This is a genomic window from Rhizobium tropici CIAT 899 (assembly GCF_000330885.1).
GTDB lineage: Bacteria > Pseudomonadota > Alphaproteobacteria > Rhizobiales > Rhizobiaceae > Rhizobium > Rhizobium tropici.
This window is the reverse complement of record NC_020059.1, coordinates 1,116,602-1,129,912: the sequence shown is the minus strand read 5'-3', so window position 1 is coordinate 1,129,912 and position 13,311 is coordinate 1,116,602. Positions and strand designations below refer to the sequence as shown.

Here is a 13,311-nt window from a genome sequence, read left to right as displayed (position 1 = left end):
GAGTTCGCGCATGATTTCCGCCAGCGACCTCACACCGGCCGAACTTGCTGCCCTTCTGCATTTCCATGCGGATGCCGGAATCGACTGGCTCCTGGAAGACGAGCCGGTGGATCGGTTTGCCGAATTCGAGGCCATGCGCGCGGCAAGACGGGGCGCGCGGGCAGCGCAGCCTCGCACCGAAGCTCCGGCAGCTGCGGCGCGGCCCCAAACCGAGCGTCGCCAGGCAGCCAAGCCGGCGGCATCTCCCGCAGCAGCGCCGCCGCGTGCGACGCCCGCCATTCCTGACGAGCAAGCTGTAGAGCAGGCCCGATTCGCCGCCGAAAGCGCGCGGTCACTCAGCGAGTTGAAAACTGCACTCGAAGCCTTCAACGGCTGCAATCTCAAGAACAGCGCACGCTCGACGATCTTTGCCAGTGGCACGCCGGAGGGCCGCATCATGGTAATCGGGCCGATGCCGAGTGCCGACGACGATCGTGAGGGGGCGCCGTTTGCCGGCCGCGCGGGACAGTTGCTCGACAGAATGCTTGCCGCCATCGGCCTGAAGCGCGATGAGATCCTGCTGACCAACGTCATTCCGTGGCGGCCGCCGGGCAACCGAGCCCCTTCCCCACCCGAAATCGAGATATGCCGTCCGTTCATAGAAAGGCAGATTGCGCTGGCCGAGCCCAAGGCAGTGCTTCTGCTGGGCAATATCACCGCTCGGCACTTTTTCGGAAGTACTGAAACCATCCATGGATTGCGTGGGGAGTGGCGGGAAATAAGCGTTCTCGGTCGAACAATACCGGCCATCGCCAGCCTTCATCCCCAGGAATTACTGACCGCGCCGGTCAACAAGCGGCTGGCCTGGAGCGATCTTCTTATCTTCAAGAATTATATCTCCGCTGAAATATTAGGCTGATTCTCCCAATTACTAACGAAACATGACTATAGCCATGCGTTTTTCGCATGGTAGTCTTCCTCTGTTGTGCATTGCGGAATCAATGCTGCATTGCAATATATGCTGGTGTCTTGGGAGGAATCTCGAAAGGAACCAAGGCCATGACTGCACGTTTTCGTCCTATCCACTGCGGGTTTGATACCCTGCGCCGCGCGCTGGAGCCTGTGCGCGCGTCAAATGGACATCGCAACCTCGGCATCGCTGCCAACGAGCAGATGACCGCGCGAGGCACCGGGCTGTCGGCTCGTGTGAGCCGCCCGACGACGATCTTCGCCGATTTCCGCGCCTGCTAACCGACAGGCGCGACCAGGCCAGCAATCCAGCAAAAAAGTTTGAGTATCAGGAACGACACCATGTCTTCGGGTTTGCGTCCATTCATCGCCCTGTTCGATTCCGTCGGTCATATCGGCGCGGCGGTTCGCGCCGCCGAAGAATTCGAGCGCGCGCGCAACGTCAGCAAAGACGGCACCCCTGACGCACGAAGTGCGGCAGCCAGCATCCCGCTTTAAGGATCGGGATCAGCCTCGGGAGGTTGATTGCGCCCAGGCAAAGGCCTCATCGACCGCCGCCAATTTTATGGCTTGCCAGCCGCAATACTGATCGAGAAAATTGCGCGAGATCCACATCTCGGTCTTCTTGGATTCATACCAGCCGACATCACCGCGAGCAGCCGACTTGCGCAAGATGCGCTGCAGATGCGTTCGCGATATCATGAAATGGGTCGCCAAAGCGCGCGCATCGACGTGACCGATATCGATCCGATCGCCCACCTTCCCATCGAGTTCGAGCCTCGACATGATGTAATCAACGACCAGACCTCCGGATTCCGTCCAAAGAAACAGACCGACACTCTCCGGCGGTTCGCGCCAAAGATCGGCTGCCAGGCAGATGCGCGCCATACGCGGCTGCGCCAGGTCCAGGAGCATGGGTGAGGCAACGAGCGCGGCTGCGCGGCTGCCGTCGTCGATCAGATCGAGCGCCGCCAAATTGGCGAGATACCAACCGAACATTCCCGAATAGGCGGTTTCAGTCGGCACGTAACGCCGCGGGCGGCGAGCCGGCCCAGGTGCCAACTCCAGAAAGCGATAGGTCAACAACTCCTCGATAAAACTCAAGACCGTATTGCGGCTGGCAATGCGATAATGAGTGATGAGGTTACGCAGCGCGACGACAGTCAGCCCGGAGCGGGGACGATCTGGATCATGTTCAAGATGGAGCGCATAGGCGGATTGGCTTAGCAGCCAGCGCTGATGTGAGGCGAGCATACGCGCAATCCTCGGACCGTTGTCGTAACGGTTACGCAATGTCTCGGAGAGAAAGCGCAAGGACGCCACGAACTTGGGATGGCGAGCAAGTTGCTCGATGGGAAAACTCAATCGGGCCTCCCTGGGCGCCCTTCTTAAAAGCAGCAGAAAGTTGATGTTTCATTTTTATGAACAAACTTGCCGGAATCGATCATAATTCCGATATCTAATAGCATGCTATAGTTATGCAAGCTTGCCGATATCGCAAGAGGTTAAACGATAATTTACTTTAAATTATCGTTTCCTTACCGTAACGGTCAACATTTGACGGTAATGCAACCATGGTGTTTAACCTAAACATTATGTTAGCAATTCTACTGTTGACCTGCAAATGCAGCTTCGGATTTTCTTTTTTTCATTCGAATAGCTGAAACGGGAGCGGCACATCGAGCAAATACTTACCGTGCCATAACAAAACAAATTGATGTTGCGATATGACTTTAACTTTGGTTCAGATTTCGATGTAATGATGCGGCCACTTTCGGTTCGGAGGAAAGCTTCGGACCGTGCCCGCCAAAGCATAGCCTGATCAGGATAGACCATGCGCACAGACACCGGCCAGATCATCAATCTGGCAGACTATCGCCCCACCGACTTCGTTCTGGAGCGCGTGGATCTCACCTTCGATCTCCATCCGACAGAAACGAAGGTAGAGGCGCGGCTGATTTTCCATCGGCGCGAGGGTGTCGATGCGAATGCGCCGCTCGTGCTTGATGGCGACGAGTTGGTTCTCTCCGGCCTGCTGCTCGATCAGAGCGAACTTCCGGCCGGGCAATACGATGCGACGCCAGAAGGCCTGACCGTTCGCAACCTGCCGGAAAGCGCACCTTTCGAATTGACGATTACGACCGTCATCAATCCGGAAGCCAACACCCAGTTGATGGGCCTCTACCGCACAGGCGGCATCTATTGCACGCAGTGCGAAGCCGAGGGCTTTCGCCGCATCACCTATTTCCCCGACAGGCCGGATGTGCTCGCCCCTTATACGGTCAATATCATTGCCGAAAAGGAAGCAAACCCGCTGCTGTTGTCGAACGGCAATTTCCTCGGTGGCGCCGGCTACGGCGAAGGCAAGCATTTTGCTGCCTGGTTCGATCCGCATCCGAAGCCGAGCTATCTCTTTGCGCTTGTTGCCGGCGATCTTGGTGTCGTCGAGGACACGTTCACGACGTCATCCGGCCGTGAGGTGGCGCTGAAGATCTATGTCGAACACGGCAAGGAACCGCGCGCGACTTATGCCATGGATGCGCTGAAGCGTTCGATGAAGTGGGACGAAGAGCGGTTCGGCCGCGAATACGATCTCGACATCTTCATGATCGTCGCCGTGTCGGACTTCAACATGGGAGCGATGGAAAACAAAGGCCTCAACGTCTTCAACGACAAGTATGTCCTGGCCGATCCCGAGACGGCGACCGATGCCGACTACGCCAATATCGAAGCCATCATCGCGCATGAATACTTCCACAACTGGACCGGCAATCGCATCACCTGCCGCGACTGGTTCCAGCTCTGCCTCAAGGAAGGCCTGACCGTCTATCGCGATCACGAATTTTCCGCCGATCAGCGCTCGCGTCCCGTCAAGCGGATTGCCGAAGTCCGTCACCTGAAGTCGGAGCAATTTCCGGAGGACGGTGGCCCGCTTGCCCATCCGGTTCGCCCGACGACATACCGTGAAATCAACAACTTCTATACGACAACAGTCTATGAGAAGGGCAGCGAGGTCACTCGCATGATCGCAACGCTGCTTGGCCGCGATCTGTTCAAGAAAGGCATGGATCTCTATTTCGATCGGCACGACGGACAGGCGGTGACGATCGAAGATTTCGTCAGTTGTTTCGAGGATGTCAGCGGCCGCGATCTCACGCAGTTTTCGCTGTGGTACCATCAGGCCGGCACGCCGCTCGTCACCGCATCGGGCGCTTATGATGCCAATGCCAAGACATTCACCCTGTCGCTCGAACAGATGGTGCCGGCAACGCCGGGCCAGACCGTCAAAAAGCCGATGCACATTCCGCTCCGCCTGGGCTTGCTCGCCGAAGACGGCGGTCCCATCACGCCGGCATCCGTGACCGGAGCAGAGCTGACCGACGACGTGCTGCACCTGACAAAGAAGGCGCAAACGGTGACGTTCCACGGCATTCCCTCGCGGCCGGTCCTCTCGCTCAATCGCAGCTTCTCGACGCCGATCAATCTGCAGTTCAGCCAGAGCACTGAGGATCTCGCATTGATCGCTCGCTATGAGACCGATCATTTCGCCCGCTGGCAGGCGCTGATCGATCTTGGCCTGCCCAACCTGTTGCAGGCGGCACGCGATGCGCGCCAGGGTGCCGACATAACATGCGGCTCGGCCTTCACCGACGCCTTGCTGGCTGCCGCAGCCGACGAAAGTCTGGAACCGGCCTTCCGCGCCCAGGCGCTCGCCTTGCCGAGTGAATCCGACATTGCCCGCGAGCTTGGCGGCAACAATGATCCTGATGCCATCCATGCAGCGCGCCAGACGATCATCAAGCGCATCGCCGAGGCCGGAAAGGACGTCTTCACCGTGCTTTATGATGGCATGCAGACGCCGGGACCGTTCAGCCCCGACGCGGCAAGCGCCGGCCGTCGCGCCCTGCGCAATGCGGCACTGGGCTATCTGTCGCAGCTGGATGAAACGCCGGCGAGGACTAAGGCCGCCTATGATGCGGCAAACAACATGACCGATCTCAGCGCCGCGCTGACCATTCTCGCCCAGCGGTTCCCCGACACGGCGGAGACGGCGGCGGCGCTTGCGCATTTCCGTGACCGCTTCGCGGACAATGCGCTCGTCATCGACAAATGGTTCGCCATTCAGGCGGCAATCCCAGGCGCTGTGGCGCTGGAGCGCATCCGGCTGCTCATGGAAACGCCGCTCTTCAAGCGCACCAATCCCAATCGCGTCCGCTCGCTTATCGGCACCTTTGTCTTTGCAAACCCCACTGGTTTCGGCCGGGCCGACGGCGCCGGATACAATTTCCTCGCCGACGAAATCCTCGAGATCGATCAGCGCAATCCGCAGCTTGCGGCCCGCATCCTGACCTCGATGCGCTCATGGCGGTTGCTCGAACCCGTGCGCGCAGATCACGCTCGCTCGGCGCTGACGCGGATCGAGCGCGCCGCCGGTCTTTCGACCGACGTGCGTGACATCGTCGAACGTATCCTCAAGGAGTGATTTCGATCACCCGGCGCACCGATTTCAAAGGCTGATTTGCATCGGCCTTTTCAGCTTCAACGAGTCCCGAACGCGTGCAACTTACCGCTGCGTGTGTAAAATATGCTGAAATCGCAGATGGTTAAGAAAGTTTTACCGCACCCTCTGGACAAGCCGAATCACGAATGATTCATTAAGGCAGATTCGGGCGAGCGGCGCAGCGAATCACACGAGGGACAAGGCTAAAGCGATGGTGGACGTGCGGCGGGCAACCGCGGCCGATGGACGGCTGCGTGTTAATTTCGACGGCCTGAAATCCTGGCATAGCGGCGTTACTGATCGAACCGGAGTGCGGATGGAGACGATTTCGCGTCGTTTTCCGCAGACGGAACATATTCTCAAGCGCATCATCCCGGTCCTCATCGTTTCCTTCCTGATGGTCGTTGCCGCCTCGCATTTCTTCGGCATGATCACGGAACATAGCCGCATGGCGGCTTCCGCCCGCCGAACGACCTCGCTTTCCATCGCAGCAGCAGCAGCAGCCTTTTCGAACGATGCCAGCCTATTCCAGGCTGGCGACCGTCGTGGCGCGGAGCGAAAACTCGCCTCCTACCTGCCGCAGGATCGGCTGGACAGCGGCGCCTTCGTCCTGCTCGTGCAGTCGAGCGGCCGTGTATTCGGTTCGTCGGCCGCCGGTTCCGGCTATATCGGCATGCTGATCTCCGATTTCTTTCCGGAAGTAACGGCCATCCGCAGTTTCGGCGATCATGCCGGCGTGATCGAAACCATGATCGGCGGCGAGCCCTATTATGCCGCGATTTCTCTGATCGGCGACAAGGGCGATTTCATTCTGTCGGCAGCCTCGATGGATGAGATCGAAAAGCTTTGGCGCGACGAGCTCACCCTCAACGTCACGCTCTTCGCCGGCATATCCTCCATCCTGCTCGTCATTCTCTACGCCTATTACACACAGGTAAAGCGCGCCCGGGATGCGGACGAAATCTTTCTCGAATCCAACCTGCGTGTCGAAACGGCGCTGTCGCGCGGCCGCTGCGGCCTCTGGGATTTCGATTTCACCAGTCGCCAGTTCTTCTGGTCGCGGTCGATGTACGATATGCTCGGGTTGCCGGTCGCCGACAAGCCGCTCGCCTTCACGGACGCGGCGCGGCTGATGCATCCGGATGATAGCAGTCTGCATATGCTTGCCCGCACCGTCACCCGCGGCAATGCCGGCCAGGTGGACCAGATCCTGCGCATCCGCCATGCCAAGGGACATTATGTCTGGATGCGCGCCCGCGCCCAGGTGATCCGGACCAATTCCGGCCGCGTCCACATGATCGGCATCGCCATGGACGTAACCGAACAGCATCGGCTGGCGCAGCGCTATGCAGAAGCCGATCAGCGCCTGGCCGACGCCATCGAATGCACTTCCGAAGCCTTCGTGCTGTGGGACAAGAACGAACGCCTGGTCATGTGCAACGCCCATTTCCAGCAGGCATACGGCCTGCCGGACAATGTGCTCGTGCCGGGTACCGAGCGCGCCGTCGTCAATGCCGCTGCCGCACGGCCGGTCATCGAGCGCCGTATCGTCGATCCCGGTCGCTCCAATCACTCGCAGACGACGGAAGTGCAGCTTGCCGACGAGCGCTGGCTGCAGATCAACGAGCGCCGCACCCGCGACGGCGGCCTCGTCTCGGTCGGCACCGATATTACCCAACTCAAGCGCAATCAGGAGCGGCTTCGCGAATCAGAACGCCGGCTTATGGCGACCATCAACGACCTCTCGGCATCGCGGCGGATTCTGGAAAAGCAGAAGGCGGAGCTTTCGACTGCCAACACCAATTATCTTGCGGAGAAGGAACGCGCCGAAGCCGCCAATAAGGCGAAATCAGAATTCCTCGCCAACATGTCGCATGAGCTGCGCACGCCGCTCAACGCCATTCTCGGCTTCTCGGAAATCCTGCAGGATCAGATGTTCGGTCCGCTCGGCTCGGCCCGCTACAATGAATATGCCAAGGACATTCACGACAGCGGCAAGCATCTGCTTAACGTCATCAACGACATCCTCGACATGTCGAAGATCGAAGCCGGGCATATGAAGCTCAGCTGCGAGCGGATCAATCTCGCGCCGCTCATCGAGGAATGCCTGCGGTTCACCCGCATTCCGGCGGCGCAGAAGAACATTCTCGTCGAACAGCGCATCTCTTCCGACATCAAGCTGAGCGCCGACCGTCGGGCGATGAAGCAGATCGTGCTCAACCTGCTTTCCAACGCGGTGAAATTCACCAATGACGGTGGCCGTATCTCGGTTCGCACGCGCAGGGTCGGGGATGCCGTCATGCTCGTCATCGCCGATACAGGCATCGGCATTCCGAAATCGGCGATGAGCAAGATCGGCCAGCCCTTCGAACAGGTGCAGAGCCAATATGCGAAGAGCAAGGGAGGCTCCGGCCTGGGACTCGCCATTTCCAGATCGCTCACCGCCTTACATCACGGCCGCATGCGCATCCGCTCCCGCGAGGGCATAGGCACCATGATCGCAATCCGCATCCCGGATCAGAGCTGATCAGCTGCCGACCGTTGCCTGGAATACCTTCCGCACCGCTTTCGACAGGCGCTTCAGCTCGGCTTCCAGCGTGCGGAGATCCGGACAATCTCCGGCGCGGCAGACCAGTTCGATCAGGCCGGAAGGCGTGTTTTTCGGATCGAACGTACCGTCGATGCAAAGCCGGATGAGCTGCGATACTTCCGTGTAGAGCTGCAGAGCCTTGAGGCAGACGTCCAGATCGTTGCGGTCCATCAGGCTGCCGCCCAGCAATTTCAACGCCTCGGCCGTGCTAAGGCCGTTTGCATCGATGCCGACTCCACGGGCAGGCGCGATCAGGCGGAGATATTGCGCGATGAATTCGATATCGATCAGCCCGCCAGAGATAAGCTTCAGATCCCAAATGCTCTCCGGCGGCTTTTCCTGTTCGATCATGCCGCGCATCTCGCGAACATCCTTGGCGATTTTGGTTATATCTCTCTGCGCCGAGAGAACCTCGCCGATGATGCGCTCCGCATCGTTCACCAGTGCCTCGTCGCCGCAGATCAACCGCGCCCGCGAAAGCGCCATATGTTCCCAGGTCCAGGCTTCCTCGCGCTGGTACTTCTCGAAGGAGTTGATGCGCGTTGCGACCGGACCTTTGTTGCCGGAGGGCCGGAGGCGCATGTCGACCTCGTAGAGTACGCCCTCGGCCGTCGGCGCCGAAAGGGCCGCGATCAAGCGCTGCGTGATACGCGTGAAATAGCGCGTCGCATCCAGCGGTTTCGGGCCATCGGACTCGCCGGCCGTATCGTCGTAATCGTAAAGTAGGATGATATCGATGTCGGAACCGGCCGAGAGCTCGAAGCTGCCGAGCTTGCCCATGCCGACAACGGCGACGCGGCCGCCGGGATATTCGCCGTGTGCTGCCCGGATTTCCTTCATGACAGCATCCAGTGCCGCCTCGACGATGAGATCGGCAAGGTAGGTGAAGGCGCGGGCCGCCATCGTTCCGCCAATTGCGCCCGTCAGCAGGCGAATGCCGATCAGGAAGCGCTGTTCGGATGCGAAGATGCGCAGCAGATCGAGCGTCTCTTCATAATGTCTCGCCGGGGCCAGGAAGCTTTTCAGGCGTTCGGCGAGATAATCGCGCGTCGGCAGTTCGGCCATCAGCCTTGGATCCAGCATGCCGTCAAAGACATGCGGCTTGGCTGCGATGATTTCGGCAAGCCGCGGCGCCGACGACATGATGTTGACAATGAGCGAGAGAAGCGCCGGATTGGTTCCGAGCAACGAGAAGAGCTGGATGCCTGCCGGCAGGCCGGAAATAAAGCTGTCAAAGCGCAGCAAAGCCTTGTCGGCACGCTTGCTTTCGCCAAAGACGCGCAACAGCTCCGGCGTCAATTCCGTCAGCCGCTCGCGCGCTTCCACGGATTGCGTGGCGCGATACCGGCCGTAGTGCCAGGTGCGGATGACATTGGCGATGTCGGACGGTCGCTCGAAGCCGAGGCGCCGCAGCGTCTCCAGCGTATCCGGATCGTCGCCCTGGCCGGTGAAAACGAGGTTGCCGGTTTCGCTCGACAGCTTCGTTTCCTGTTCGAAGAGGCGCGCATAGCGGCGCTCAACCGTCTTCAATGTCGTCACCAGTGCTTCGGAGAAAGCCGACACATCGGCAAAGCCCATCATATAGGCGATGCGCCTCAGCTCGGCATCGGTTTCCGGCAGCAGATGCGTCTGCTCGTCCCGCACCATCTGGATACGATGCTCGACATCGCGCAGGAACCAGTAGGCCGAGGTCAGCTCGTCGCGGGTTTCCGCATCGATCCACTTCGCCTCGGTCAGTTCGGCAAGCGTCTGCTCCGTCGATCGGCTGCGCAAGGCCGGCATTCTCCCGCCGGCGATCAGCTGCTGCGTCTGCACGAAGAACTCGATCTCGCGAATGCCGCCGCGGCCGAGCTTGACGTTGTGACCTTTGACCGCGATCGCGCCATGTCCCTTATGCGCGTGGATCTGCCGCTTGATGGAGTGGATGTCCGATATCGCGGCATAATCCAGATATTTACGAAAGACGAAGGGCACGAGATCGCGGATGAAGGCCTGACCGGCGGCGATATCGCCGCCGACGGGCCGCGCCTTGATGAAGGCGGCGCGTTCCCAGTTCTGCCCCCTGCCCTCGTAATAGATCATCGCCGCATCCACAGGGATCGCGAGCGGCGTCGAGCCGGGATCGGGGCGCAAGCGAAGATCGGTGCGGAAGACATAGCCATCCGCCGTGCGCTCCTGCAGGATCCGCACCAGCCGCCGCATCAGCCGCGGGAAGATGTCGATGGCATCGTCGGGATCGGGAACGATGCCCGCGGTCTCATCGAAGAAGACGACCAGATCGATATCGGAGGAATAGTTCAGTTCTTCCGCTCCGAGCTTACCCATGCCGAGCACGATTAGGCCGGAATTCTCGCTCGGAGTGGCGGGATCGGGAACCGTGATCTTGCCGGCCTCATGCGACGACAGCAGCAGATGGTCGATGGCCGCTGAAATAGAGGCCTCGGCCAGCCGGCTCAGCCAACGGGTGGTCTGCTTGCCATCATAAATGCGAGCGAGATCGGCGAGTGCGATGAGAAAGGCAGCGCGGCGCTTGGCGATGCGCAGGCGGCTCATCACCTCGGATTCGGAAGGCGAAACTCCCCCGTCCTCCCCCGGCAGCCAGGCTTGCCGAGCTTCCCCAACCAATGCTTCGATCTGCGGCGACAGCGGCTTCTCGATGGCGGCAACCAGAAGAGACGGTTCGAGACTGGCAGTTTCCCGCAGATGAGGAGAGAGAGTAAGGGCAGCGACGACAAAATCCCGCAACGCGCTTTCGCCCGCTAGCAGATCGGCAATGACGGGCTCGTCTCCGGCGATCTGCTTGAGATCCGCCAGTACAGACTTCGTCTCCGTCTGGTTGAACGCCCGCAGCCGCCCGGCCGAAACCTCCCGCAGCAAATCGCTTTGCGTCGTCGTCATGCAGTTCTCCCCAACAGCAAGCGGATAGAACATGATGCCGAAAAGTGTGAGCGGTTTTCGGCCAGCATCATGCTCTACTTCTTTGACGCTGGAGCGGATTCAGATTTTAGGTCGTTTCGACCTAAAATCATCCGGCTCTAGCGCAGGATTAACCTATTGTTTCTGCATGGGGAAGATCATGGTGACCGTTAATCCCTTGGCGTCTGGATTTTCGGGATCGGTATCGGAAAGCTCCAGCCGGCCGCCATGCAGCTCCATTACGGCTTCCACCAGCGCCAGGCCAAGGCCGGTTCCCGGCTTGGAGCGGCTTTCGTCCAGCCGAAAGAAGCGTTTGACCACATCGGCACGCTGATGGGCAGGTATCCCCGGCCCATGATCGGCAACGGCGAGCGTCACCGCGTCGCTCGTGCGCGCCAGCTTAAACGTGATCGCCGGTTTTCCGTTGCAGCCCGACGCGTATTTAAGGGCATTGTCGATGAGATTGAACAGCGCCTGGCCGATCAGCTCGCGGTTTCCTTGCACCTCGACTTCCGGCTCTATCTCGGCGGTGAGCGCCAGACCCGCCTCTTCCGCCACCGGCTCGTAAAGTTCCGCCGTATCGGCAACGATGGAGGAAAGATCGACCGCAGTCATCTCGGCGGCCACGGAACCCGCCTCGACGCGGGAAATCATCAAAAGCGCGTTGAAGGTGCGGATCAGCTGATCGGATTCGCCGATAATGCCCTCAAGTGCCGTGCGGCGGCCCTCGCTATCGGCATTATCGAGCGCATCGGCCGCCTTGTTGCGCAGGCGCGTCAACGGGGTCTTGAGGTCATGGGCGATATTGTCGGAGACCTGCCGCAGCCCTTCGTTCAGCTTTTCGATGCGCTCGAGCATGGCATTCAGCGATGCCGACATCCGGTCGAACTCGTCGCCGGAACCGCCGACCGGCAGGCGCTGCGAGAGATCGCCCGCCATGATCTTGCGGCCAGCGTCCGTCATCCGGTCGATGCGCTTCAGCGCGTTCCGGCCGATACCGAACCAGATAACCAATGCGCCGAGCCCCATAATCGCCAGTGCCAGCATCAGCGCCTGACGCACCAGCACGCGGAAGCGCTCCGGCTCGCCGAGGTCGCGGCCGATGAGAATGCGCAAGCCATTGTCGAGAATGAAGATATTGGCAATTGCCAGATGACGCCGCTCCGGATCGTTGGAGGCGTCGGTGTAGCGCTCGTAGGAGAAGGGCAGCTCCGTCCAGCCGGCCTGCCCTAGCACACCGGGCTGTACGGAAGCGACGTTGCCGGCCAGGATATCGCCGGAAGGACCGGCAATGACATAGAGATTGGCACCCGGCTGGCGCGCGCGGCGCTCCATGGTGCGCAGAAGCAGGTTCAGGCCGCCAATGTCATAGGCACGCTTGACCTGGCTGACCTCCTGTTGAACGGCATCGCGGATCTGCCCCGTCAACAGCCGTTCGGACATGGCCGTGACGTAGAAGACCAGCGTCGCGGCGCAAAGCGAAAAAAGAAGAATGTAGAGGGCGGAAAGGCGGACTGCGGTGGACTTGAAGAGGACGCGGAAGCGACTCATCCCTCGTCCTTGATCATGTATCCGGCGCCACGAATGGTCTTCAGCAACGGCTGGCTGAAATCCTTCTCGATCTTGGAGCGCAGGCGCGAAACGTGGACGTCGATGACGTTCGTCTGCGGGTCGAAATGATAATCCCAGACATTTTCGAGCAGCATGGTGCGGGTGACGACCTGGCCTGCATTCTTCATCAGATATTCCAGCAGGCGGAACTCGCGCGGCTGCAGCAGGATTTCCTTGCCGCCACGGCGCACCTCATGCGAAAGGCGGTCCAGTTCCAGATCGCCGACGCGATAGAGGACGTCCTGCTCCGGCGTTCCCTTGCGGCGGCCGAGTACTTCGACACGGGCAAGAAGCTCGCTGAAGGCATAGGGCTTGGGCAGGTAGTCGTCGCCGCCGGCGCGCAGGCCGGTGACACGATCATCGACCTGGCCGAGCGCGGAAAGGATCAAAACCGGCGTATGCACGCCCTTGCGGCGCAATTCGCTGATGACCGACAGCCCGTCCCGACGCGGAAGCATGCGATCGATGATGGCGACATCATAGGTGTTCTCGGTGGCCATGAAGAGACCGCTCTCGCCGTCGCTCGCGTGATCGGCAACGATGCCGGCCTCGCGAAACGCCTTGGTAAGGTAAGCCGCCGCTTCAAGATCGTCTTCGATGATCAGAATCTTCATGTGAGCGACATTACCTGCCGACGCTGCCTCGGCACAACCAGAATCGGGAGAACTCACGGCATGTTGGCTAGCGGTTGTCATCTTTCACCTGCCTTGGAACCAGTCATTTGGCATGTTCTAAAAGGGAAAGC

At 60.0% G+C, this 13,311-nt stretch carries 9 protein-coding genes; 5 read left to right on the top strand and 4 right to left on the bottom strand.

Translation table 11 applies throughout. The annotated features are described in order from the left end of the window. Positions 1–10 precede the first annotated feature (10 nt). The 3 genes from RTCIAT899_RS05485 to RTCIAT899_RS33755 all read left to right on the top strand — a co-directional run bounded on the left by RTCIAT899_RS05485 (position 11) and on the right by RTCIAT899_RS33755 (position 1,446). The gene (locus RTCIAT899_RS05485; protein ID WP_015339241.1) at positions 11–898 is read left to right on the top strand and encodes a uracil-DNA glycosylase; all 888 of its coding nucleotides are present in this window, start codon (positions 11–13) and stop codon (positions 896–898) included. A 140-nt stretch (positions 899–1,038) separates the two neighbouring features. Continuing rightward, positions 1,039–1,230 (top strand): hypothetical protein, encoded by a 192-nt coding sequence (locus tag RTCIAT899_RS05480; protein WP_041677312.1) that lies wholly within the window; start codon positions 1,039–1,041, stop codon positions 1,228–1,230. 60 nt (positions 1,231–1,290) lie between these two features. Further along, a complete protein-coding gene (locus tag RTCIAT899_RS33755) occupies positions 1,291–1,446 on the top strand; it encodes a hypothetical protein (protein ID WP_015339239.1) in 156 nt (51 codons plus the stop codon). A gap of 9 nt (positions 1,447–1,455) precedes the next feature. On the opposite strand, the gene RTCIAT899_RS05475 is transcribed toward RTCIAT899_RS33755, so the two are convergent. Continuing rightward, complete coding sequence (locus tag RTCIAT899_RS05475; RefSeq protein ID WP_015339238.1) at positions 1,456–2,313, bottom strand: hypothetical protein; 858 nt, start codon at positions 2,311–2,313, stop codon at positions 1,456–1,458. A 469-nt stretch (positions 2,314–2,782) separates the two neighbouring features. Between RTCIAT899_RS05475 and pepN the strand changes: the two genes are divergently transcribed. After that, positions 2,783–5,431, top strand: a complete 2,649-nt coding sequence (gene pepN, locus RTCIAT899_RS05470; protein WP_015339237.1) for an aminopeptidase N — start codon at positions 2,783–2,785, stop codon at positions 5,429–5,431. Between the two features lie 229 nt (positions 5,432–5,660). Continuing rightward, positions 5,661–7,976, top strand: coding sequence for a PAS domain-containing sensor histidine kinase (locus RTCIAT899_RS05465; protein WP_015339236.1), 2,316 nt, complete (start codon positions 5,661–5,663; stop codon positions 7,974–7,976). Here the strand turns inward: RTCIAT899_RS05465 and RTCIAT899_RS05460 are convergent, their stop codons facing one another. From RTCIAT899_RS05460 to RTCIAT899_RS05450, 3 genes are all read right to left on the bottom strand, one after another. Next, positions 7,977–10,937, bottom strand: coding sequence for a bifunctional [glutamine synthetase] adenylyltransferase/[glutamine synthetase]-adenylyl-L-tyrosine phosphorylase (locus RTCIAT899_RS05460; RefSeq protein WP_015339235.1), 2,961 nt, complete (start codon positions 10,935–10,937; stop codon positions 7,977–7,979). Positions 10,938–11,090: 153 nt separating this feature from the next. Beyond that, positions 11,091–12,506: a sensor histidine kinase gene (locus RTCIAT899_RS05455; protein WP_015339234.1), complete on the bottom strand. Its 1,416-nt coding sequence runs from the start codon at positions 12,504–12,506 to the stop codon at positions 11,091–11,093. After that, the gene (locus RTCIAT899_RS05450) at positions 12,503–13,261 is read right to left on the bottom strand and encodes a response regulator transcription factor (protein WP_041677311.1); all 759 of its coding nucleotides are present in this window, start codon (positions 13,259–13,261) and stop codon (positions 12,503–12,505) included. Before RTCIAT899_RS05450 ends, RTCIAT899_RS05455 begins: the two co-directional genes overlap by 4 nt. Positions 13,262–13,311: the final 50 nt, after the last annotated feature.